At 45.5% G+C, this 23,293-nt stretch carries 20 protein-coding genes; 15 read left to right on the top strand and 5 right to left on the bottom strand.

Annotation, left to right across the window (positions count from 1 at the left end):
• Positions 1-278 precede the first annotated feature (278 nt).
• From MHI14_RS26420 to MHI14_RS26395, 6 genes are all read left to right on the top strand, one after another.
• Entirely contained in the window at positions 279-1,421 is a 1,143-nt protein-coding gene (locus tag MHI14_RS26420) for a glycerol dehydrogenase (protein WP_289391230.1), read from the top strand.
• The gene (gene dhaK / locus MHI14_RS26415; protein ID WP_289391231.1) at positions 1,421-3,190 is read left to right on the top strand and encodes a dihydroxyacetone kinase subunit DhaK; all 1,770 of its coding nucleotides are present in this window, start codon (positions 1,421-1,423) and stop codon (positions 3,188-3,190) included. The genes MHI14_RS26420 and dhaK overlap by 1 nt, the downstream gene beginning before the upstream one ends.
• 228 nt (positions 3,191-3,418) lie before the next feature.
• On the top strand, positions 3,419-4,597 hold the full coding sequence (locus MHI14_RS26410) for an alanyl-tRNA editing protein (protein ID WP_133386487.1): 1,179 nt from the start codon (positions 3,419-3,421) through the stop codon (positions 4,595-4,597).
• Between the two features lie 200 nt (positions 4,598-4,797).
• Positions 4,798-5,349 carry a MarR family winged helix-turn-helix transcriptional regulator gene (locus MHI14_RS26405; RefSeq protein WP_133386488.1) on the top strand — a complete coding sequence of 184 codons (552 nt, stop codon included), beginning with the start codon at positions 4,798-4,800 and terminating at the stop codon, positions 5,347-5,349.
• 117 nt (positions 5,350-5,466) lie between these two features.
• Positions 5,467-6,639: an MFS transporter gene (locus MHI14_RS26400; protein ID WP_341131608.1), complete on the top strand. Its 1,173-nt coding sequence runs from the start codon at positions 5,467-5,469 to the stop codon at positions 6,637-6,639.
• A gap of 86 nt (positions 6,640-6,725) precedes the next feature.
• Positions 6,726-8,030, top strand: coding sequence for a DUF1963 domain-containing protein (locus MHI14_RS26395; RefSeq protein ID WP_133386490.1), 1,305 nt, complete (start codon positions 6,726-6,728; stop codon positions 8,028-8,030).
• A 597-nt stretch (positions 8,031-8,627) separates the two neighbouring features.
• Here the strand turns inward: MHI14_RS26395 and MHI14_RS26390 are convergent.
• On the bottom strand, positions 8,628-8,975 hold the full coding sequence (locus MHI14_RS26390; RefSeq protein WP_133386491.1) for a DUF1801 domain-containing protein: 348 nt from the start codon (positions 8,973-8,975) through the stop codon (positions 8,628-8,630).
• Complete coding sequence (locus tag MHI14_RS26385) at positions 8,972-9,547, bottom strand: GNAT family N-acetyltransferase (RefSeq protein WP_206105806.1); 576 nt, start codon at positions 9,545-9,547, stop codon at positions 8,972-8,974. The genes MHI14_RS26390 and MHI14_RS26385 overlap by 4 nt, the downstream gene beginning before the upstream one ends.
• Positions 9,548-9,802: 255 nt before the next feature.
• On the opposite strand from MHI14_RS26385, the gene MHI14_RS26380 reads away from it, so the two are divergent.
• The 7 genes from MHI14_RS26380 (at position 9,803) to MHI14_RS26350 (ending at position 16,121) form a co-directional block, all read left to right on the top strand.
• Positions 9,803-10,258, top strand: coding sequence for a GNAT family N-acetyltransferase (locus tag MHI14_RS26380; RefSeq protein ID WP_249911769.1), 456 nt, complete (start codon positions 9,803-9,805; stop codon positions 10,256-10,258).
• A gap of 166 nt (positions 10,259-10,424) precedes the next feature.
• Entirely contained in the window at positions 10,425-10,706 is a 282-nt protein-coding gene (locus MHI14_RS26375) for a hypothetical protein (protein ID WP_341131607.1), read from the top strand.
• 137 nt (positions 10,707-10,843) lie between these two features.
• Positions 10,844-12,196: an amino acid permease gene (locus MHI14_RS26370; RefSeq protein ID WP_283945629.1), complete on the top strand. Its 1,353-nt coding sequence runs from the start codon at positions 10,844-10,846 to the stop codon at positions 12,194-12,196.
• A 290-nt stretch (positions 12,197-12,486) separates the two neighbouring features.
• The gene (locus tag MHI14_RS26365) at positions 12,487-13,407 is read left to right on the top strand and encodes a WXG100 family type VII secretion target (protein ID WP_341131606.1); all 921 of its coding nucleotides are present in this window, start codon (positions 12,487-12,489) and stop codon (positions 13,405-13,407) included.
• Positions 13,408-13,518: 111 nt separating this feature from the next.
• On the top strand, positions 13,519-13,875 hold the full coding sequence (locus MHI14_RS26360; RefSeq protein WP_341131605.1) for a hypothetical protein: 357 nt from the start codon (positions 13,519-13,521) through the stop codon (positions 13,873-13,875).
• 20 nt (positions 13,876-13,895) lie between these two features.
• Positions 13,896-14,186 carry a hypothetical protein gene (locus MHI14_RS26355; RefSeq protein ID WP_249911766.1) on the top strand — a complete coding sequence of 97 codons (291 nt, stop codon included), beginning with the start codon at positions 13,896-13,898 and terminating at the stop codon, positions 14,184-14,186.
• 180 nt (positions 14,187-14,366) lie between these two features.
• Positions 14,367-16,121 (top strand): methyl-accepting chemotaxis protein, encoded by a 1,755-nt coding sequence (locus tag MHI14_RS26350; protein ID WP_249911765.1) that lies wholly within the window; start codon positions 14,367-14,369, stop codon positions 16,119-16,121.
• A 114-nt stretch (positions 16,122-16,235) separates the two neighbouring features.
• Here the strand turns inward: MHI14_RS26350 and MHI14_RS26345 are convergent, their stop codons facing one another.
• Complete coding sequence (locus tag MHI14_RS26345) at positions 16,236-17,147, bottom strand: LysR family transcriptional regulator (RefSeq protein ID WP_341131604.1); 912 nt, start codon at positions 17,145-17,147, stop codon at positions 16,236-16,238.
• Positions 17,148-17,479: 332 nt separating this feature from the next.
• Between MHI14_RS26345 and MHI14_RS26340 the strand changes: the two genes are divergently transcribed.
• Entirely contained in the window at positions 17,480-18,523 is a 1,044-nt protein-coding gene (locus MHI14_RS26340) for a 2,3-butanediol dehydrogenase (RefSeq protein WP_341131603.1), read from the top strand.
• 133 nt (positions 18,524-18,656) lie between these two features.
• Here the strand turns inward: MHI14_RS26340 and MHI14_RS26335 are convergent, their stop codons facing one another.
• Both MHI14_RS26335 and MHI14_RS26330 read right to left on the bottom strand, forming a co-directional pair.
• A complete protein-coding gene (locus tag MHI14_RS26335; RefSeq protein WP_338591194.1) occupies positions 18,657-19,169 on the bottom strand; it encodes a GNAT family N-acetyltransferase in 513 nt (170 codons plus the stop codon).
• A gap of 129 nt (positions 19,170-19,298) precedes the next feature.
• Positions 19,299-20,063: a helix-turn-helix transcriptional regulator gene (locus tag MHI14_RS26330; protein WP_341131602.1), complete on the bottom strand. Its 765-nt coding sequence runs from the start codon at positions 20,061-20,063 to the stop codon at positions 19,299-19,301.
• A gap of 370 nt (positions 20,064-20,433) precedes the next feature.
• Between MHI14_RS26330 and MHI14_RS26325 the strand changes: the two genes are divergently transcribed.
• Positions 20,434-22,755, top strand: coding sequence for a beta-L-arabinofuranosidase domain-containing protein (locus MHI14_RS26325; protein WP_341131601.1), 2,322 nt, complete (start codon positions 20,434-20,436; stop codon positions 22,753-22,755).
• The last annotated feature ends 538 nt before the right edge of the window (positions 22,756-23,293 follow it).

The raw sequence follows: 23,293 nt of genomic DNA, 5'->3' as shown, positions 1-23,293 counted from the left end.
ATCATAATTTAGGCCGTTAAAAGTTAGCAAGTTGTACATATTAAGATGTAATGATGACGGGTAATGTATAATGGGAGGTCAAAATTCAACCATCTCATGACAATAAGATACCATGATTGTGCCAAAAAGCAAAAAATTACGATTGTAAATTATAATAATTTGTTATCAAAGTCCACTGTAAACCTGCTGCTCATGCGTTATATTAAGGTCAATTGTAAGAAATTAAAATTTGATGTAATCACTACACCCATTCATATCATTAGGAGGCATATATTATTATGAGAAAAGCATTTATCAGTCCAACCAAATATGTACAAGGCGAAGACGAATTGTTGAACTTGGGGTACTTTGTTAAATCTTTCGGAGAATCTGCCTTGCTGATTGCACATCCGGATGATGTACAACGTGTCAAAGCAAAGCTTGATGCAACAGCGGAGAAATTCAATATTACGTTTGTTGAAAGCGGTTTTAAAGGTGAATGTTCCCGTGAGGAAGTTGCTCGTCTGCAAGCGATCGCGAAGGAAAAAGGATGTGACTCTACCATCGGTCTTGGTGGTGGTAAAGCCATTGATGCGGCTAAATGTGTAGCAGAAGGCGAAGCACTGATCATCTGCCCAACGATTGCGGCAACAGACGCACCGACAAGTCACTCCGCTGTATTGTATACACCGGATGGTTCTTTTGATGACTATGCTTACTTCAAACAAAGCCCAAGTGTGGTTCTCGTTGATACAACCGTAATTGCCAATGCACCAACACGTTTCCTCGTATCCGGTATGGGAGATGCGCTCTCTACATACTTCGAAGCAAGAGCAACAGCGAAATCCTATTCCCGTGTAAACGCAAGTCTGCCAATGGGTTCCCGCGAAGGATACACACCATCTGCAGTAGGTACAAATGCGGCACTTGCACTGGCAAAACTGTGTTATGAAATGCTGCTGACTGACGGTGCAAAAGCAAAAGTAGCGAGTGACAGCAACGTTGTGACACAAGCGCTGGAAAACATCGTTGAGACGAACATTCTGTTGTCTGGTCTTGGATTTGAAAGTGGTGGTCTGGCCGCAGCACATGCGATCCACAACGGCTTGACTGTTCTGGAAGGCACACATCATTTCTTCCACGGTGAAAAAGTATCTTTCGGTACGATTGCACAACTCGTTCTTGAAAATGCACCTACTGAAGAGCTGCACGAAGTCATGGACTTCTGTCTCGAAGTGGGACTGCCAATCAGCTTGGCGGACATCGGTGTAGATACGATTAGTCAGGAAGAGCTGTTGAAAGTTGCCGAGATCGCTTGTATTCCGGAAGAATCCATTCACGCCATGCCGTTCCCGATCACCGTTCCTGAAGTGGCTGCTGCCATTGCAGCGGCTGACCGTATGGGTCGGCAGTACAAAGCAGCTCGCCGGGAGGCCAAATAATGAAGAAAATTATTAACCAAGCCGAACATGTTGTTATGGAAATGTGTAACGGGATTGCGCTTGCACACCCGGAGCTGGAATTTCTGAAAAAATATAAAGTCATCAAACGCAGAGAGATTCAGGCTGATAAAGTCAGCCTTATCAGTGGCGGTGGCAGCGGACATGAACCGGCTCATGCTGGTTATGTCGGTAAAGGCATGCTGGATGCAGCGGTATGTGGAGATGTATTCGCATCTCCTTCCCAAATCCAGGTGTATCAAGCGATTAAAGCAACAGCCAGCAACAAGGGTACACTTCTGATCATCAAGAACTACAGCGGCGACATGATGAACTTCAAGAATGCAGCGCATCTGGCTGAAGAAGATGGCATCGACGTACAATATGTGCGTGTTGAGGATGACATCGCTGTACAAGACAGCTTGTATACCGTTGGACGTCGCGGCGTTGCGGGAACTGTACTGGTTCATAAGATTGCTGGAGCAGCAGCAGAAGAAGGTCGCAGTCTGGCAGATGTGAAATCCGTTGCCGAGAAAGCAGCTCAGAACGTTCGTAGTATTGGTTTTGGATTCACATCCTGTACCGTGCCCGCCAAAGGCACGCCTACATTCGAAATTGCTGAAGATGAGATGGAATTCGGCGTAGGGATTCATGGTGAGCCAGGGATTCGCCGGGAGAAAATCGTATCGGCTGATGAATTGGCAGGACGTATGGTCGAAGCATTGCTCGCAGATATGAAGTTGGATAAGGATGCATCCGCTGAGATTGCGGTGCTCGTGAATGGTTTTGGTGCAACGCCACTGCAAGAACTGTACCTGCTCAACAATTCCGTTCAGCGTGAGCTTGCAGGACATGCAGGTCTGAAGGTCGCTACTACGTTTGTAGGCAACTACATGACAAGTATCGATATGGCGGGTGCATCGGTTACGATCCTGAAACTGGATGAGGAACTAAAAACGCTGTTGTTCAAGGAAAGTGATACACCTGCATTTAAAGTGTCTGGCCCTCCAGTAGCACAAGTGGCGTATTCCGAAGCACTGGAAGCTGTTGTGGGTGAAGACGCTCCCGTATCTTACGAAGTGGAGACGGATGCATCAGCTGCGGTAATCAAAGGCAATCAATTTTCACTGGACAATGTCGTCTATCTGATCGATAAAATGGGTGAGATCATCATCAAGAACGAGGTACCGTTCTGTGAACTGGATTCCCATGCCGGTGATGGCGATTTCGGTATGAGTGTGGCAAAAGGCTTCCGCCAGTTGAAACGCGAATGGAATCACATCATTAACGAAGATAAAAAAGACATCGGATCGTTCCTGGATGCATGTTCCTTGGTCATTATGGAATATTGTGGCGGCGCATCCGGCCCGATCTGGGGTTCGGCATTCCGTGCGGCTGGCAAAGCAGTAGGGGATAAACAGCAATTAAACGTTGCTGAATTCGCTGAGATGATCCATGCAGCTGTACAAGGGATTCAGTCTACTGGAGAGCGTTCCTTCGGACGTGGTGCCGTTGTAGGTGATAAAACCTTGATTGATGCGCTCGTGCCGTGTGCCGATTCCTGGACACAAAGTGCGGAGTCTGGCGATGACTTCAAAACAGCATTTGCCAAAGGTGCAGCAGCAGCCGTTGAAGGTGCGAAGAAAACCGAAGACATCGTGGCACGTATGGGCCGAGCAGGTACTGTCGGCGATCGTAGTCTGGGCTACCCGGATGCTGGCGCGTATGCGCTGGGTGTTATTTTCACAGAGTTGTCCGAGTCGATGAAGTAAAGTCGAGCCTGTCAGCATTTAAATGTGATATGCATTAAAAGTGAAATGGGTAATATAAGGTATAGGTAAAAAGACCGCTCTGGAGCATGGCTTACAGGGCGGTCTTTTTGATATGGAGATGCGATCTCGTGTGCCTTAAATTGGATTCGCAGTTCCAGATAGTGTAATCTGGAGGTTAGGTGCAGATCGGTAAAAACCATTTGAACGAGAAGGGATCGGGATGATTCAATGACGCAAAAAATCTATTATGACTCTGCTTATACAAGAGAGTGGCATACAACGATTACAGGCAAAGTGGACAAGGAAGACGGCGTATATGTCACGCTGGCGGAGACTGCTTTTTACCCGCATGGGGGCGGACAACCTTGTGATCTGGGACAAATTGGCGGCATCACTGTTCTGGATGTGAACATCGAAGATGGTGAAGTATGGCATAAGGTGGAACGCGCCCCTGAACAGAACGAGGTACATTGTGAGCTGGATTGGGAGCGAAGATTCGATCATATGCAGCAGCATACGGGTCAGCATTTGTTATCGGCAATCACTTTGAAGCTGACAGAAGCGATGACGCTCAGTTTCCATCTTGGAACGGAGTATGACACGATTGATGTGGCTGCGCCTGAACTGGGCGCGAATCAATTGACTGCCATTGAACAAGAAGTGAATCGTCAGATCTATCGTAACGCTTGCATCAACACCTCTTGGGTTACAGCAGAAGAGGCCGCACAATTGCCACTGGTGAAGCAACCTACGGTAACGGAGGACATTCGCATCGTCGAGATCGAGGGTGTGGAGTATAACGCCTGCGGTGGAACCCATGTGTCCGCGACAGGTGAGATCGGCATCATCAAACTGTTGAAAACCGAAAAAGTGAAGGGTGGCACACGCATTTATTTCAAATGTGGAACAAGGGCGCTGAATGAATTCACATCCACACAAAACGTGCTCAATAGTATCATGGTTAAATTAAAGACCAGCAAGGACGAATTATTGGAGCGTATTGAGAAAATGGAGCTGGAGCAAAAACAGCTGCAAACCGAGCTGAATGCAGTGAAAACAACGAACGATGCCTATTATGCGGAGGAACTTCTGGCCGCTCGGCAAGGGCTGGTGATTGCTCAGGTCTTTGAAGACAAATCGCTCAAGGATATGCAGAGCCTGGCTACCAAGCTGACGGCAGAACATGAAGGCCTTGTGCTCTTTGCCAGTATCTCAGAGGCCAAAGTTGTTCTGGCACAGAATGGACAGCCGTCTGAATGGGCTTGTGGACCTTTCTTCAAAGGCAATCTTGGAGCCTACAATGGCAAAGGTGGCGGCAGTGAAAAGATGGCTCAGGCAGGCTTTGCCAGCAGTGAAGATGCGCTTGCCTTTTACGAATTCACCAAGGACCAGTTGGGACATCACTGATGTACAACTTCTCGGCTAGAGATAGCGAATGTTTGCAAATTTAAATTCAAGTACGTCACGATGTGGCGTGCTTTTTTTGCAGTGGATAGATGTGTTTTTATGAACTGATCTATTTTGAACTTGTAAATTCTCGTAATTTGAGATAAGATCACATTTAGTTAGATAATCTAATTATATAACGAGTATTGGCGGAGGTCACGATGAAAGGAAAAAATAACAGGGAACATACAACAGAACCACTCCCTAAGTTGGGGCCTGAACCCTATGTAGAACTGATGCAAAAGACGGCAACGAAAGGTACGGATCAAAAGTTAGCCTATATAGGTTTGCTCTCACTTTGGTTTGGCGATAACATACTGGATGTCATGGATCTGAATCTGGATCAGTATGATATTACCGAGAGCAAGTTTGATCTGTTACTACTCTTAACCCTGCATGAGGGGAACACGCAAGTGACGCCATCGACATTGGCAGAACGTCTCGGTATTCGCAGGGCATCTGTCACAGCATTGCTGGATTGGTTGGAAAAAAGGAACTGGATTATTCGGGAATCAAGTGCCCGGGATCGTCGTAGTGTTCATGTACGCATCTCACCAGAAGGTAGGGACTTGGTAGAAAAAGTGTTACCTTCGTTCTGGTCCACCTGTGAATCCCTCGTGGAGGACCTGGAGCCGGATGAAAGGGACGTATTGGAGAAGGTTTTATTAAAATTAAATACAAACATAGAGAAGAGGCTGGGTATGGGGAGATAAATTTTTTTTGGATATATAATTAGATTATCTAACTAAAATGATTGATACTAAAGTTTATAGAGGTGTACGATGTCGAAATTAATGCAAACTGGAGCTATCTCCAGAAATTACCTCATCATGACTATTATTTTATGTTGGTCTGGTCTGGTCGTCATGTCCAGTCTATATGTTACAGTTCCGCTCATCCCCGTGTTTGCTGATCAATTTGGAATAACACCAACCCAGGCTTCGGGCGCGGGCAGTATATTTTCGCTAGGGTTTGCAGTAGGGTGTTTAATGTATGGCGCGATATCTGACAAGTATGGATGTAAAAGAGTGATTTTGATCGGCATGCTCATATTATCGTTCGTTTCATTCATGCTGGGTCTGGTACATTCTTTTGCCTGGATTATTGTGTTGAGGGGAATACAGGGGGCAGCTGCGGCCACTTTTTCTCCGGTTGCATTGGCGTATGCTGTGGAGATGTATCCGGCGAATCGTAGAGTGACGGCGATCGGATTCATCAGTACCGGATTTCTGGTAGCTGGCATTGTAGGCCAAATCATTAGCAGCATAATAAGTCAGCAATACGGGTGGAGCACACTATTTGTTTTGCTGGCTGTTGTGTACTTGATTACTTCATTGGTAGTCTGGTTACTGTTGCCGGGAGATGAGATCAAACGAGGAAAAGACACTTCGATCTGGGAATCTCTTCTACAGATCGGCACTGTACTGAAACAGCCCAAATTACGGTTGAGCTACGTGGTGGCTCTGGTTCTGCTGATGTCCTTTGTCAGCATGTATAGTGTCCTTGGTAGTTATTTGAGCGGGCCTGAATTTGGATTAAGTGCGCAGCAGATTTTGTACGTTCGTGCAGCAGGTATACTGGGCATGCTTGTTTCGCCTTTTGCAGGGAAATTAACTCAGCGACTAGGTGTACGTTCGGTTCTACGATTAGGACTTACAATGGCGGTGGTTGGACTCGCATGTATGGGCTTCTTCACCAACTTATCTTTGCTTATCCTAATGAGTTTACTTTTTGTGACCGGGATCGCTGTGTCGGTTCCTTCTTTGGTAGCTTTGGTGGGTGAGCTTGGAGGTAAGTCACGGGGAATTGCAGTTTCAGTGTATACGTTTATTCTGTTTGCCGGTACAAGTATTGCACCAATCCTCTCCATTCAATTCATGCGAAGCGGCAGTTATCTGCTCACGTTTCTGATGCTTGCTTTTGTCTTGGTAATCGGGCTGACGGCAGCCTGTTTTATAGGGAAAGGGACGACGGAAGCAACTCAGGAACGGATAACATCCTAATTGACTATCCGTTCTCTAAATGGAGGCCAATTCCTACTATGATATACTCCAATGATAGCCACTACATGCAGAGGGGGTACCTATAGATGACAGAACGAATTCCGTGTATACGGGAGGGGTGTGCAAATACCATTTTGCCAGCAACGGCTGCGAGAACAGGTGGGTATTGCATGCCTTGCAAGCAGGAGATGGAACGCGAGGAGCGCCAGAGATACATTGAAGCGAATCGATGTGACGTGAACCTGTATGCAGGTATCACAGACCCGGTCGAAGTTTTGAAAATCATGCACAAACCTCAGGTTCGCGATCCACTAATTCGTTATACACCCTATGAACAATCCGAGGAACAGGTATATCTATCTTTGTCTGTAGAGCAACAAGATCAGATGAAGGATTACGCGATGAAACGGATTCGTACACGTAATGAAGATACGGGCAAAGACATTCTGGTATATCTGGTCTGCTACCATGATATATCGTTGACTGCCGAAATTCCTGAGCTGCTGGAACAGGAGATCTATTATCCTGCCATTTTGTATAAAAGTGCCTCGGGTGAGGTTCGTGATCGTCTGTTGCAACAGGTGAACACCGATGATGAAAATCGAAATCACATATTGCTCATGCTGGCCCATATCGGGGATGATGTTGTCGTGCAGCAGTTCCGACAATGGAGACAGTCTCCGCCATCTTGGGCGAGTGAATTGTACGTGGCGCCAGAGCACTACACCACTGAAGCTGGTTGGGAGCTTACAAAAGACGGGCAGCGCAGAGAATTATTCACCACCCCAAGTTATTCACTCTATAAAGTAAAAGAGAATGAAGAGGCTAACGTGGAGTCAACCGGAAATTCACTCTCGATGCTGAACCCTAGCAAGAATGGCTGTCCATGGTGTGGCAATGCGTTAACCACCTTAATTAGTCTGGATGTTAAACATCCCGCTCTGAAAGACGTGTCTTGGCATGCCCAGAGACTTCAGATACAGACATGCGTGATATGCAGCAGTTACGGTGTGGTTTACATGGAGCTGGACGCAGCAGGGGAACCGTTATGGAGTTCACATAATGTCATGCCTGCGGGAATGGACGAGATTGACCTGGACGACTATGGTAAACTTGCAGCGGATGTTGGCCGGCAGTTTCGGATTGCGAATGCATCGCGTCATGCATTCCATGCCAGTGAGTGGGCGATGGAGCCATCGCTATCTCAGATTGGCGGCCATCCGGGATGGGTTCAGGATGCGGAGTACCCACCATGTCCACGCTGTTCCGCGAGAATGAAGGCTGTCGCACAATTGGATTGGGGTGAGGTAGAGGAATATGGTGAGGGCATGTATTACATGTTCATATGTGAGCCGTGCCAGATGACCGCCGTATCGTACCAGCAATCTTGATGGTGGAAGCTAGTATGAGCTATTAAGTAATTATAAGCAGTTATCTTATTATAATATTACACCGCTGTTAAGGTTGGAATGACAGTAGTAGACAGACTATAACCAAGGGGTATCCCGAAGTTCTTGGAACTTCATGGGATGCCCCTTTGCCCTGCGCAGGATGGATGGGGACTTCTGCTACAGTTATCAGGTTATGTTATTTAGTCACCAGAGAGACAATGGGTTGTTTTTTCTACGTGCAGAGGCAGTTTGTCGTTCTTACATAGTCTAACGAACCTGGCACGTCTTATTGGGCGAATATGCAGCAGTGTAGTATTCTAACGAATCGTAGCCACGTTATTGCTTCTATTGGTAGGTTTTTATGAAGCAAATCGGAGGTTTTGTCTGTAATAAGACTGCTGAGATTCGTTAGAATTTCATATGTTTGTAAAACTGCGACATAAGGTGTGTCCGATTCGTTAGCGCTTGCCACAAACCTAACCCTAAACCTAAATTCACCCCATACATACCACCGGCACATTACGGCCCAAACCATACGTTCCGCACATTACTACCTAAGTTACTACTTCGGCGTATGTGCCTCTTCACTACATCCGTCTACAAGTCCGCAGATGCCTGCTTTAACAAACCAGCCAACCATTCATAATCGGGTGTATCTTTTTCCTTGAGCTTGATCGTTTTGCGTTCTTCCGGGCCTTCGAAGATCCCATCGGGTAGATCAAGTCCGGTTGCATGGAAGATGGTGAAAGACACGGCCTGTTTGGATGGCGAGATGACCGCAGCATACTTTCCGTTTTTCAAAAAATGAGGTTTCTTGTATTGCACGCGTTCTTCTACATCAGGGATGGTATCATGCACTAACTCGCGCAATTGTTCAGAGACTTGTATTTGCCAAGGGATCTGAATCTGTTCAATAAACGCAGTAACTTCTGCATTCTTGGTCATACTTGTTCACCCTCCGTATGGATCTGATTGTGTGTTTCCCATTCTGGTCTTAGGATTCCCATCATCAAGCGGTCATAACGCTTACCATCACGATATACAGCTGAGCGTGCCCGACCCTCCAACTGAAAACCAACCTTCTCATAGGAACGGATTGCTTTGGCATTGTAGGCGATGACATCAAGGCCAACCCGGTCCAGATTCATCTCGTGGAACGCATATCGTAAAATAAGATTCAACGCTTCCGTGCCATATCCCTTGTTGCGATGTTCGGCAAGTCCGATGCCAATGGCGAGCTGGCCGCAGCGGTTGTTCCATTCAATGCTATGAATGACGACAAAACCAATCAGCATATCCTCTTTATGCGTGCGAAGTCTGAAGTAAACTTCCTTGTTCTTCGTTTCGCCCTCATCTTCCAACTGTTTCTCTGAATAGGGAATGGCCAGATCAGTATCCACATTCCGAAGGTACTCCGGGTCTTCGTTCCATTGCAGCATGGTCTGCACGTCTTCAGGGCGTGGTGGCGTCATCTTTAATCGTTTGCTATAAAACAGGTTGTCCGTTGTCAGTGTCATAGGGGTCTCCTTTAAATTAAGTTAAGCTTGCTTCACCTTAGTTCCACGTTTAACTCTATGTATATTTCGCAATAGACCTCGCCCCTTTGGCATCTGATAGCCTCATCATACTGGAAATTATAGGTGAACTACAATAACGTATTTCAGTGGATATAAGTAACCTCTTGTCATAAAACCTGACACGGTAGTAAGATGAAATAATTGATATATATTCAGTGACAGATACACTAAAAATGTTGGCAGGAGTGATACGTTTTGGAGATTAAAGTGGATGATTTGAGTGGAGGACAAGTTAAGGCTTTAATTGCAGAGCACTTGCAAGGGATGGCAGCCGATTCGCCTCCAGAGAGTATTCATGCGTTGAATCTGGATGGACTCAAGAAGCCCGAAATTACATTCTGGTGTGCTTGGGAAGGAGACGACTTGCTCGGCTGCGGGGCCATCAAAGAACTTGATCCAGAGCATGCAGAGTTGAAATCGATGCGTACCGCTTCGGCTCATCTGAGAAAAGGCGTAGCGAGAAAAATTTTGGCTCATATTATGGACGTTGCAGTAGATCGTGGTTATAAGCGAATCAGTCTGGAGACGGGCTCGATGGATTCGTTTATCCCGGCACGGAAGCTGTACGAAGACTTCGGATTCGAATATTGCGAACCATTCGCAGATTATATATTGGACCCGAACAGCACGTTTATGACAAAAACAATCTAAGTGGAATCGCATGAGAAACCAGAATTCTGTTTTTTTACAGGATGCTGGTTTTTTTATTTTGCAACATATCGTACATTTTAAAAGTTGGAAAAAGAGTAGAATAAACTCAATAATACAGCATTAAAGCAACGTGGCCTTGTGACGAAGAATGTGGAGGGAGTCGTGCATGATATATTGGTGGTTCGATCATATGAATCCGCTGTTTGCTGTCTTGGTGTTATGTCCAATAATTGCTGTGGTGCTTGGAGTATGCAGTTATTTTGCCAATTGGTGTAGACTCTTGGGAGCGCTGGTTATATCTTTTATGCTGCCTTTGTTGTATATCGCGAGTGATCTTTCAACAATGGGTAGTAACATAGGGGCTTGGTTCATCTATGGGGCAGTGTACAGTTTGCTAACCTGGATTGTACACAGATTGCTCCGTGCCATTGTGGGGTATAAAACATAGGTTATGTTCATAAATGTTTGGGATGAATTGGCCATAAGGAACTTCTGGGCTGATTGATGGACAATAGGGTATACTGGACATTATGTCTATGAAACAAGACAGCATTACAGACGTTTTTTACATCAGGAGGACTTGAATTGGCTCAGACAGAAGGAACACTACAGAAGAAGCTTAAACCAAGACACATCAGTTTTATGGCTATGGGTGGTGTCATTGGAACAGGAATTTTCAAAGGCAGTGCAGAGACGATTGGACTCGCAGGTCCGGGCGTTATTGTCACGTACATTTTTGCCGGATTATTGCTGCTGGTTGTTATGGCCGCGATGGCGGAGATGGCTACGGTGTACAAGAACAAAAATATGAAAGACTTCGTGCAGGAAGCATTTGGTAGCCGAGTATCCTTTGTTATGGGATGGATGTATTGCTTTCTATGGTTATCGGTATGTGTCATTGAGGTGATTGCTGCCGGGAGCTTTTTGCAGTATTGGTTCACAGAAGTACCGCTGTGGATGCTGAGTCTGGCTTGTGCGGCGTTCATTATACTGGTTAATCTGTTAAGTGTAGGTGTGTTCGGGGAATTTGAGTTTTGGCTGGCCGGGATCAAAATTGCCATGATCATTATTTTTATCTTCCTGGGTGCAGGGTTGATCTTTGGCATTATCCCAAGTGACAACACGCCATATCTGCAAAATTACACGCAAGCGGGAGGGTTCTTCCCGAACGGTTGGTCATCGATCTTCTCGGCACTGCTTGTGGTCATGTTCTCTTATGGGGGATCGGAGCTGATTGGTCTGACCCTGACCGAGACGGAAAATGCAGAAAAAGTGATGCCCAAAATCGTGGGCAATTTTATGCTCAGAATTATTCTGTTCTTCACCTTGCCGATTCTCATCATCTGTGGTCTTATCCCGTGGAATGAGATTGGGCCGGAAAGCAGTCCGTTTGTACAAGTGCTTGCCTCCACGGGACTGCCGGGAGCAGCACACATAATGAACTTTATTTTGGTGACGGCAGTTCTGTCTGCTGCGAATTCAGGGATCTATGGTGCATCCCGGATGATGCACTCCATGGCAGTGGGCGGGGAAGCTCCGAAGGCATTGTCAAAGACAAATCGCAGCGGTAGCCCGGTTAATACCTTGCTGGTATGCGCGGTTGTATTGCTCGGAGGTTCTATGCTTGGTCTATTCGCGCAGGATCAACTGTTCCGTGTATTGCTCGCCGTTCCGGGGTTTGTCGTAATCCTTGTGTGGATCTGTATTGCCTCATCACAGTTGAAATTGCGGAAGAGATATCCGGTTCAACCGACCTTCAAAGTTTGGGGATTCCCTTATATAACCGGAGTCGTGGTACTATGTCTCAGTGTGATTGCGGTGATGTTTGTGTTTGATGAGGGTAATCGGTTCAGCATTAGCATCTGTCTTGCCGTACTCGCGTTGCTGATTATCTGGTCCCTGATTCGATTCAGAAGGACGAATGGACGAACAGTTTAGTATGGATGGGTAGTATGCAAATATAGAACAACATGACATCTCGGCGCTTGCGCCGGGGTGTTTTTTTGTATGCACTAAAGGAACGATCTTATTTCGGAACTGGAAGATCTGTTTTTGTTATATCTAGGACAAATTAGGGGTAATACGAACTAGATAAATAAACCGACAGTCTCTACGAAATGATCTGTGTTCACTTTATAATAAAAGCCCATCTGTACATATAAAACTTATAGCATTCTAAACAACAAATATTCGTGTAACAACGAAATATATTTAGAACGAGGTCTCACATGACAACAATAAAAGTAACACCTGAACAGTTGATATCTGTTTCGAAACAATTTGCAGCAGCTCAGAATCAGGTTTTTCAGATGAATAACATCTTGAAACAACATTTATTCGAAATCGAAAGGCAGTGGGATGGTAGCACGAAGGAAAGGTTTTATATTGATTTTATGGTTGTGCAGCGGGTGATGGATGACTTTGTTTCACTATCCTTATCCATCGCCAAGGAGCTCGAAGGGCATGCGGAAAAATTCAGACTTGCTGATCAGGAAGCTGTACAATCCTATGATGTGAATTGCGTACCACCACCGCCGGATGAATGCAGGGCACCATTAGCCGATACACGTAATGCTTTTCAGAAGTCTGCTGACAGTTTAGTCGAATTGGGACAAGCCTTTATGCAATCTGCGGATGATCGATATCAAAAGCGTTATGATAGTGTAGGTGGATTTCTGGATTATTGGACATTTGGTATTCCAAGTGGTCTTGTTCAGGGGTATGTAGACAGGGCGGATAAAGCATTCAACTCTCCGAATGATGCTGCCAACTGGCTCACGTTTGGTATCCATGGAACGATACGGGAAGCCACCTTTCCGACCAATGCCTGGTCCAGTGAACACTGGGCGAATATGATTGGGTTGGGAGGTCTAATGGTTGGAGGGGGTTATGCTTCCACGATGATCAAGCCGCATAATCTTCTGACTTCGTCAGGAGGCGGTGCGAAGATTAATTCATTCAATCGTCCGCCTGGTACAGGGCAGTTAACAGGTGGCTTTAATGGACTTCAAGATCAACGCCTTCGAGTTCTAGATAACATTGCTGAGAGTAAAAAGGTGAGAGAAACCTCTAAGTTTTCCGAATATCTGGAGAAGGAAAAAGAGGCGGGGACAGGGGATTATCGACAAATTTCATCTGATGGTTTATGAAATGAAATAGAACTAACAGATGCTCAGAAAACTGAATTGGTTAGTTACTCTGTAAGATTAGGTTTTCCGGAAGAGAATATAGTATTTCGAGAACATTGGAATACCGGTATGATGTATGACAGACTGTATATCAATACAGATGTTTTACCAGCAGAGTCTCTTGGAATAGGCACATTAAGTGCGAATACACGTGTTTCGGGTAGAGCTACTATAGCTCATGAGATTATTGGACATTATGAAGCGTATAAAAGCGGAAGAGCTTTCGAATTATATAATCTTGATGATGCAACGTATGCGCGAAATTTTGCGTTGGACGAAGCACAAGCCAGTATAAGAGCAGCGAGATTTGCCCCAGAGTTAACTTCTGTAGAGAGAATAACACTACTCAGAGATGCGATTACGAGATTGAAAAATGCAGATCTCCGTGTAAAGGATGTAAAAAACGAACTTTATATTCAACATAGATAGAAGGAGAAGGGATTGTAATTATGTATAAATTAATGAATGTTGGAGATATTTTTGAATCGTCAGAACATGGCACTATTTTAGTGGGAATTAATCCTGATCTTGATAATCTGAGCCATGATCAAATTAAAAAGCGAATCAATAATTATATATTTGTACGAACACCTGACAATAAAGAATTTTCAATAGAAGTGGTTTCAATACAAATCTCAAGTTCGTTAATGAATAAAAAAAGCATTGGAATATGCGTTGGTAAATCAATAAGACAATCCGAGATCCCTATTAACTCAATAGTGTATACACAAAACTCCTAATACTGATCCAATGAACAAAGCTACCACGGCCATGATAGCGTTTTTATATTAACCCAATATTTTCTTGCCTAATTCGACATATTCGTTTACTATTTTCCCATACATAGTGCTTCAAGCATGCGTTTTTTGGGTAGCGCCTAGTCAAAAAGGCTTGGGTTCACGGGAGAGGAAGAGGAGCGGATGATTGGTTTTTTTAGAAAACGTTTGGTGGTGCGCATTGTTGCAGTAGTCACACTGGTCATTACGATTATAGCCGTTGGAAGCATGCTGTTACAGGTGGCCAATATGAAACTAGCTGCGCAGAAGGCCATTTCGAGTTACAACATCCAGATTGCTCAGAGTTATGTGAATCAGCTGGATACAGCATCTTATGCCGAGTTTGCCAAGGACCCCAAGGAGAATGACGAATTCGTGAAGATTCGTGATGAATTGGATGACTTTCGCGTAAGCATTGGTGCAATGTATGTGTATTTCGTCAAAATAGATGACAAAGGTACGCCACTTATTATGGTGGACGGCATGAAGGATACAGATAAAGCCTCGCCTATTAATGAAGTAACGGATGTCCCTCAAGAGGCTGTGCAGAAGCTGTTGCAGGGGCAAACAGCCAGTTCTTCGATTATTAACAATGAGGAGTACGGCGACTATATTTCCTCTTACGCTCCCATGCTGGATAGTAATGGCGCTGTAACAGGTGTAATTGGTATCGATACGGCGGTATCGGTCATCGGAAGCATTGAATCGGATATTATGAAATCGAGTATTCCCTTCTATGCCTTATTGCTACTAATTACGCTTATAGGCATTGCTGTTGTCATGTGGTTTATCGTAAGAGGACTGCGACCACTTCAACCGCTGAAGGCGAGTGTGGAAAAAATGGCACAGGGTGAGCTTGCAGAAGCGAATCAAATTTTGACGTCATATCGTTTGCGGAGTGAAGATGAGATTGGAACCACATATCAAGCGATGATACATATGTCCGGTAACTTGAATAAGATTGTGAGTAACATGGTTGAAGGCGTAGCAGTAACCACAGATATTTTATCGGAATCAACGAAGGAATTTAATCGCAGTACCGAAGAGATGCTTGAGATGGGCAAGACGGTTGATCAATCTGTCGAACAGATTAGGCAGGGTGCACATACGCAGAAGCAGGGTGCAAGCGATAGCGCGCATGCGATGGAAGAGATTGCAAAAGGCATAACGGATATTTCCGAATCCTCGATGGTTGTATCGGATGCGGCAACAAGTGCGCTTTCTACGGCGGAGTCCGGTAAACAGAGCATGACACTGATGAAAACACAGATGGAGAGCATCTCAAATGTCTCAAGTGAAGTTGTAGCGATGGTCCAGGTGCTGAACAATTACTCCCAGGAAATTGGTGGTGCCCTGCACACGGTTCGTGATTTTGCGAGTCAGACGAAGCTGCTTGCGCTTAATGCATCCATAGAGGCAGCACATGCAGGAGAACACGGCAAAGGTTTTGCGGTTGTGGCGGATGAAGTTCGGAAGCTTGCTGAGGCCTCAAGCACATCCATGGAACGGATCTCCGACTTGTTGCTTCGTATTCAACAAGAATCACAGCAGATTGGCTCACAGATGGGGGTTACTGCAACCGAGATTGGACAAGGTGTTACGATTACCGCAGAAGCGGAGCAAGCTTTCGCTCATGTAGTTGATGCGTTCCAACTGGTGACCAGCCGCATTCAGGAAGTCTCCGCTGCGGCAGAGGAAATCTCGGCAGGATCGGAAGAGGCTGCAGCCTCCGTCAATACGATCTCGCAGATATCAGCTGGTGTGTCGGATCATTCGGATGAAATCTATCGCTTGATGCGTGAACAATCGGCCATGTTCAACAGGGTGGCGCAGACCTCCACAATGCTGGAGCAGCAGACGAACGAGATGAGTGAAGCCGTACGTAAAGTTAAAGTATAGTTTGAGTAAGGTGTAGTAATAGTAACGCAAAAAGTAGTTAGAAAAGTGTTCCGCTCTTGGAGAAGTTGGTGTTCATCCCAAACTTCCTTCAAAGGGTGGAGCACTTTTTTAGATTTAAACTTTTAAATGATCCAGCTCTATCGCCTGTCTGAAGCGTTGGGCGAATCGTTCTGCGGCTACGGCGGCCTCCTTGGACTCCGTCTGTACGAAGCCGATTTGCATTTTGGGTTGATCGATTCCAGCGATCTCCACCATCTTCACCAGACCTTCTTTCCATAAGAGGTTTTGGTGAAAGGAAAAGTCGTGACCAATCGTGGCGGCAATATCGTTTCTTAACACCATGTTGATGGCTTCTGAATTATTTGTTTTAAACAGAATGGACAGAGGTCCATAATCATAGGTGAATTCCTTGATGAAGTCTTCGATGAAACCATCTCGATAGAGTGCCAGCTTGTATTCTTTTAATTGATCAGGTGATACACGGCTGTGCTTGGCAAGTTCAGACAGGTGATGCGTACCAACTACCAGCTTACCCGAGTACATGGGACTGAAGTGAAGTCCATCGAATTCCCGCAATTGTTTGGCATAGATCGCGATAAAGCCCAGATGGGTTTTGTTATTGCGAATATCCTCGATAATTTCCATGGACCCTTTCTCTTCAATGGAGATGTTAAGTTGCGGGTGCTCACGCTTCATATCCGCAGCAGACTGGACAAGATAGGGCATGACACTTGGAAAAGTAGCCACATGAAGCTCTCCGCTAAGAGAGGAGGCTTCTGCGTTCAGGGATTTCAATTCATCAATCCGCTGTAAAATGTCCAGTGCCTTGGCAATGAATTGTTTGCCTTCGGGAGTGGGATGAGTTCCCTGCCGCGAGCGTTCGAACAGGATGATACCCAATTCTTTCTCCAGACGATGAACCGATTGGCTGATCGCCGATTGTGTGACATGTAGATGCTCCGAGGCGGCGGAGAATGATTGCGTCTTCGCAATTTCAACGACATATTCGAGCTGTTCCAGATTCATGATTTCATCTCCGTTTAGCATTAATACAACTAATGTTAACATTAGTATCTATAAATATGAATAATACATGAACAGCGATATAATATATAGACAAGCGTTATAGTTTTTTACTATATAAGTAGAACCTTTCTTTTACACCAGAAACGCAGAGTGCAGAACCAATCTGAAGAAGCAGAGCGTGCGCCTTTATCACCGGATTTTTCCCTTGGATCAAGGAAATGAAGAAAATCTGGGGATAAGAGCGATCGAAAGATGGTACTGCAACCAGCTTAATTAGGTGTAACATGTCTAGTTCAACTTATATAGACAATCATATAAAGGGGATGAACTTCATGAAAGCAGCAGTATGGTATGCCCATAAAGACGTGCGTGTGGAAGAGCGGGAAGTTCCGGTTGCTCAAGCGGGTCAGGTTAAAATCAAAGTGGAATATGCGGGGATCTGCGGCAGTGACTTGCATGCTTATCATCATGGTGTGGGGATTCAAGAAGGCGAGAATCATCCGCTCTCAGGACAGAAAGCACCGCTGACACTGGGTCATGAATTTGCAGGAATCGTGAGTGAATTGGGAAGTAATGTAAGCGGTATCAGTGTAGGGGATCGAGTTGTGGTAGAGCCAGTGTACCATTGTGGAAAATGCGAGTACTGTATCCAGGGGCGTTACAACCAATGTACTCAATTTGGATTTGTTGGATTGAATGGTGATGGTGGTTTTGCAGAGTATGTCGTTGTTGAAGCATACATGGTTCATCCCATACCGGATAACGTATCTTTTGAAGAAGGCGCGCTCGTAGAGCCTACGGCAGTAGCCTTTCACGCGGTTCGTCACAGCAAGCTGAAAGTGGGGAACAAAGTAGCCGTATATGGAGCAGGTCCAATTGGATTATTGACCATTCTGTCTGCCAAAGCTGCAGGAGCCTCTGAGATCTATGCAGTTGATGTATTTGAGGAACGTCTGGACTTGGCAGCCAAGCTGGGAGCGATTCCGGTGAACAGTGGCAAAGTTAATGCAACAGAGGTGATCTTGCAACAATCGGGTGGCATTGATGTGGCTTATGAAGCAGCGGGTGTACAACCAACGATGGATAGCGCCATTGCGGTTGTCAAAAAAGGTGGAGAAGTTGTTGTCATCGCTGCGATACCAAATCCGCTTCAAGTGAACTTCTTCGATCTTCTGGTCAAAGAAGCGAATCTAACGGCAACGCTGGCATATCGCCACATTTTCCCTGAAGTGATTTCATTGATTGCAGAAGGGTCGCTCGATGTGAAACAGGTCATCACCAAGAAAATCAAACTGGACGACATCGTGCAGGAAGGGCTTGAGCTGTTAATGAGCGACAAGAGTCATGCGAAGATTTTGGTGGAGATTGGCGGGTAAAAAAATCAATAGCGATGTAACATTGCAAATGTTTATTGATCATTTATAAATGTAAAACAGACCGTCATAAGATGATCGGTCTGTTTTACGTTTCATTCTTCGCTCCCTGATCCCGGGTGGCTGTTACCCAACACTAGGAATCATAACGGTAACAGATCGCCTTGCCCCCGCTACTCTCGGAGCTGAATTCCTCATCCTCTGTAAATCCGAAACGCTCATATAAACGGATGGCATTGACCATCTGACCGCCTGTATATAAATACACCGTATTTTTGCCCATTTCTTTGGCAGAATCTACGCATTGCTGGAGCAATACTCTGGCAATCCCGTGACCTCTCCATTTTGGATCAACACCCAACAGCCGAATAAACGGATAATCGATTGGCAATTCAAAGTTTGGATAAGCCTTGCGTGCTGTTTCGAATAATTGAACTGTACCGACGATCTGATCATCAATCTTCGCGATCCATAATTGTGTCAGGTACGGATTAACCACAGACTCTCGAATGTCTTTCAGGTAGGCTTCCCATCGTTCATTTTGTTCAAAAGTCTCCCGATACTCGGCATAACTTGCAACAAGGATATCTACAATTTCTGGATGGTCTGCTTCTGTGGCAGGATGAATCGTAACGGCAGCCGTTGTCATCTTATAATTCCCCTTCTCTTATGGGTTAAGTATGGAATACAGTTTTCTTGCATTTTACCATAACGGATTCAATCCGATTCATTCAAATTTTCTATAGGTAACTCAGTCATTTCTATAGATCAAAGCATATCAGCGATTGAGCTGTGTGGAATACAGATGATTGCGATATTCGGTTGGCGTATTGCCTTCGTACTGCTTGAACATGCGCAGGAACAGCTTGTAGTCGGAGAAGCCGCACTGTCCGGCAATTTCTTTTACACTGGCATTGGTGTTCAGCAGCAATTGTTTTGCCCGGCGAATACGTTCTGTGAGGATATAGGTTTTGAGTCCAGTACCTTTCTCGCGTTTCACCATTTTGGAGATATAGTCTTTGTTAAAATTAAAATTTTCCGCAATCTGACTCACCGTGATGTTTGTATGCAGATGAATATCGACCCACTTGCAGATATGGTCCACAATTGCATTGTGCGGGCGATAATCCGTCTCTATATTGCGCTCCAGCTCCTTGAACAACAGTAACAAAGCAGCGTCGGCTTCTTCTGGTGAGAAGGATGACACATGCAGCAACTGCTTGAATAACTGATTGGCCATGGAAGGTACCTGAATGGTGGCATGTGTCCTAAACTGGTTGAATTCTGCCGACATGGCATCATAGTGAACCCAGTAGAAGCTGACAGGGGCGTCGCTGATTTGGTAGCCATAGTGGGTGCGACCAGCGCGCAGAAACAACAGATCGTTGGCACGAACTACATATTGTTCCTCTTCTTCCGCGATGTACATCTCACCTTCCAGCATCAAAATAATCTCATGCACAGGCATGCTGCGTCTCATGTGGCTCCAGTTGCCTTCGGATATGAACTTGCCGCACAGGTAATGCTCCAGTGGCTTTTGCATAGGACGGATTTATCCACCTTTTCTTGGATTATGAGTCTGATGTAATTGTATTTTATTTGATAATATGAGGATATTCAAGCTCTAAAGTGGATTGATGAGTATTAGTCATATGGAACAGAACACGGATTTTACCCCTCAAGAATGAATCGATATCTATATAAGTTGAACTAATCATTTACATGATGACGGAGAGGACAGAAAAAACCTGAAAAAGCGAAGCGTTCGCCTTTATCCCTGGATTTTCCCTTGAGAAAGGGGATCAAAAAAATCTGGGGATAACAGTGATTGGAAGGTTGTTCTGTCATCGTAGTGTCAGTGTAAATAATCTTTAGTTCAACTTATACAGTACATCCGAGAAGGAGTGAGTGTAATGATTGAAACGAAAAAAGGATTTCTGGGACCGGAACATGTAGATTTGTTAAATGGTGTGTTCCAAACATCACAAGAGGTGGGGGAGCGTTACCTGTTATCGCTGGATATTGATCGATTCCTGGCTCCATGCTTCGAAGCTCATGGTTTACCTGCCCAAAAAGAGCGTTACGCGGGTTGGGAGGCACGTACCATCAGCGGACATTCCCTCGGACATTATCTGTCTGCCCTGGCTGTGACGTATCAGGCAACCGGGAATATCACGTTAAAAGAAAGACTGGATTATGCGGTTACCGAACTGGCGAGAATCCAGCAGACCACGGGGAGCGGGTATATCGGTGGTTTGTCCGAAGAACCTTTCCACATGGCTTTTCGAGCAGAGAATATTGGTGGATTCAATATCGGTGAATACTGGGTTCCCTGGTACAGTGTGCACAAAATCTATCGCGGCCTGATTGATGCGTATAAACTCACTGGCAATAGACAGGCACTTGAGGTGGTTACCCGATTTGCAGACTGGGCGGTAGAAGGTTTGCTCCCGATGACAGAAGAACAGATGCAGACGATGCTTCAAAGTGAACACGGGGGTATGAATGAAGTATTTGCACATTTGTATGGGATCACAGGCAAAGCCTTATATCTTGAGATCGCTAACAAGTTCACCCATCAATTGATCCTGAGACCCTTGGAGCACAAGCAAGACGATCTTCAAGGCAAACACGCCAATACGCAGATTCCTAAAGTGATCGGTGCAGCCGAAATCTACAACCAGGATCACTCTCGCGAAAGTTATCGGACGGCGGCAGAATTTTTCTGGGACACCACCATTCATCATCGTTCCTACGTATTTGGTGCGACGAGCATCTCGGAGCATTACGAAGCAAAGGGTATGGAGAGTCTTGGCATCAAAACAGGAGAGAGCTGCTGTACTCATAACATGTTACATCTAACGAAGCAACTCTTCGCCTGGAATCACGATAGTGCCTACATGGACTATTATGAAAACGCCATCTACAATCACATCCTTGGCACGCAGGACCCCGATACAGGGAACAAAACGTATTTTGCATCAACGCTGCAAGGCCACTACAAAATCTATGGTACTCACGATACCGCTTGGTGGTGCTGCACAGGATCAGGCATGGAGAACCCGGGCAAATATGCCGAGGCCATCTATTTTGAGGATGAACAGGACCTGTACGTCAACCTGTATATCGCTTCCCAATTGGATTGGGCGTCACAGGGATTATCCCTGAAGCTTGAAACCGACTTTCCTTATTCGGAAAAGGTGACCCTGACGATCACCGGAGGCAACGCCTCGGCCCATCTAAGATTACGCGTGCCCTCGTGGCTGCAACAGCCAATGACGGCAACGGTTAATGGGGATACGGAACATCCGTATACACGGATGGAACCCGGTTATCTTTCCATCGACCGCACATGGACAACGGGCGATGTCATCACAATCACACTGCCGATGTCACTCCGCCAGTACACTTCCCGGGATGATGCCCACAAAGTAGCCTTCTTGTACGGCCCGATTGTACTCGCTGGTGCACTAGGAAACGAGGATCTTCCCGAGGATACGATTGTGGACGAAACAGCGCTGAATCCCAAGACTGCACCTGTACCTGTGATCTGGACGGAGCAGGAGGATGTACGAGAGTGGATCAAGGTTGTGGATGCAGACACGTTAACATTTGAACTTAGCAAAGATGTCACTTCCACGGGCGAAGGAGTGAAGCTCATTCCGTTCTATGATGTGCATCACGAATTTTATACTGTGTACTGGCTGTTTAACGACGAAGGTGATGCGTTGGAGAAAGAGTTGAACGATATCACGATCGACAGGGTTCAAGCGGATGGTCAGCAGGATGAGATTGGACATCAACTGGATAGCAACTGCCGTGGGGAGCATCACAACGGTTCAACCACAGATGGCCGTAAGAAGTTGCATATGTGGCGAGAGGCTTTTGGCGTCAGTGGGGCTTACTTCAGTTACCAATTGGCGGTAGATCGCGAGACAACCAATTATCTATGTGTGGCCTATTGGGGCGGAGATCATTCCCCGTTTGAACGGGAAGGTACGTTATATGACAGACAATTCATCATCTCTGTGGATGGTACCGTCATCGGAGAGCAGCGAATTCATATGAACAAAATCGGCGAAGTGTTCTATGTGACCTATGATATTCCTGAGGCGGTTACATCAGGCAAAGACAGCGTTACGGTAATGTTCCAGGCGAAGGGCGACAATGGTTGTGCCGGAAAAGTTGTAGAGGTACGCACCACGCGAAGCAAACCGGAATCCATCTTTTCGTAATAAGAGGCATGGTGTGAAAAGGCGCAAAACACATCTAACGAACCACACACACCTTATATCGGGAATTGATGTGGTGGGAAATGTAACGAATCTCAGTGACGCTATTTTATTCGAAATAGGTGATATACAACTTCTACGCACCTAAAACGCGAATATAACGTGTCTCAGGTTCGTTACATTTTCAGATGAGCTGAAATGCGCCAAATAGCGTCACCTCAGTTCGTTAGCTGTAGAAAACGGCATCAAAATTTCAATATGAACACGAAAAATAATGAACCAACGCATAAGGGACGAAACCGGATGATCTCCGATTTGTCCTTTTTGCTTTGCTGCTTTTTCAGACAAGTCTTATATAAAAAATGACACGCATAGCTATTTTCCACGTATTACCTGATAACATTTCTTCTCCACAATCTGCTGTCTAGTAAAACTCACTTTTTATGGATTGACCACAAAATTTCCTGCCAAGTTCCACGTTGTCCCTGAAAATATGAAATGGGATAAGCCCAAACCACGTATATTATGAGTATCCAAATAT

Source organism: Paenibacillus sp. FSL K6-2393, from assembly GCF_038002545.1.
Classification (GTDB): domain Bacteria; phylum Bacillota; class Bacilli; order Paenibacillales; family Paenibacillaceae; genus Paenibacillus.
Note: the sequence above shows the minus strand (reverse complement) of the source record. Positions and strands in the feature narration are given on the sequence as shown.

What these genes read in the sequence shown, in the direction of transcription:
- MHI14_RS26420 (WP_289391230.1), top strand. Translation starts at nt 279, where the DNA reads ATGAGAAAAGCATTTATCAGTCCAACCAAATATGTACAAGGCGAAGAC.
- dhaK (WP_289391231.1), top strand. Translation starts at nt 1,421, where the DNA reads ATGAAGAAAATTATTAACCAAGCCGAACATGTTGTTATGGAAATGTGT.
- MHI14_RS26410 (WP_133386487.1), top strand. Translation starts at nt 3,419, where the DNA reads ATGACGCAAAAAATCTATTATGACTCTGCTTATACAAGAGAGTGGCAT.
- MHI14_RS26405 (WP_133386488.1), top strand. Translation starts at nt 4,798, where the DNA reads ATGAAAGGAAAAAATAACAGGGAACATACAACAGAACCACTCCCTAAG.
- MHI14_RS26400 (WP_341131608.1), top strand. Translation starts at nt 5,467, where the DNA reads ATGACTATTATTTTATGTTGGTCTGGTCTGGTCGTCATGTCCAGTCTA.
- MHI14_RS26395 (WP_133386490.1), top strand. Translation starts at nt 6,726, where the DNA reads ATGACAGAACGAATTCCGTGTATACGGGAGGGGTGTGCAAATACCATT.
- MHI14_RS26390 (WP_133386491.1), bottom strand. Translation starts at nt 8,975, where the DNA reads ATGACCAAGAATGCAGAAGTTACTGCGTTTATTGAACAGATTCAGATC.
- MHI14_RS26385 (WP_206105806.1), bottom strand. Translation starts at nt 9,547, where the DNA reads ATGACACTGACAACGGACAACCTGTTTTATAGCAAACGATTAAAGATG.
- MHI14_RS26375 (WP_341131607.1), top strand. Translation starts at nt 10,425, where the DNA reads ATGATATATTGGTGGTTCGATCATATGAATCCGCTGTTTGCTGTCTTG.
- MHI14_RS26365 (WP_341131606.1), top strand. Translation starts at nt 12,487, where the DNA reads ATGACAACAATAAAAGTAACACCTGAACAGTTGATATCTGTTTCGAAA.
- MHI14_RS26360 (WP_341131605.1), top strand. Translation starts at nt 13,519, where the DNA reads ATGTATGACAGACTGTATATCAATACAGATGTTTTACCAGCAGAGTCT.
- MHI14_RS26355 (WP_249911766.1), top strand. Translation starts at nt 13,896, where the DNA reads ATGTATAAATTAATGAATGTTGGAGATATTTTTGAATCGTCAGAACAT.
- MHI14_RS26350 (WP_249911765.1), top strand. Translation starts at nt 14,367, where the DNA reads ATGATTGGTTTTTTTAGAAAACGTTTGGTGGTGCGCATTGTTGCAGTA.
- MHI14_RS26345 (WP_341131604.1), bottom strand. Translation starts at nt 17,147, where the DNA reads ATGAATCTGGAACAGCTCGAATATGTCGTTGAAATTGCGAAGACGCAA.
- MHI14_RS26340 (WP_341131603.1), top strand. Translation starts at nt 17,480, where the DNA reads ATGAAAGCAGCAGTATGGTATGCCCATAAAGACGTGCGTGTGGAAGAG.
- MHI14_RS26335 (WP_338591194.1), bottom strand. Translation starts at nt 19,169, where the DNA reads ATGACAACGGCTGCCGTTACGATTCATCCTGCCACAGAAGCAGACCAT.
- MHI14_RS26330 (WP_341131602.1), bottom strand. Translation starts at nt 20,063, where the DNA reads ATGCAAAAGCCACTGGAGCATTACCTGTGCGGCAAGTTCATATCCGAA.
- MHI14_RS26325 (WP_341131601.1), top strand. Translation starts at nt 20,434, where the DNA reads ATGATTGAAACGAAAAAAGGATTTCTGGGACCGGAACATGTAGATTTG.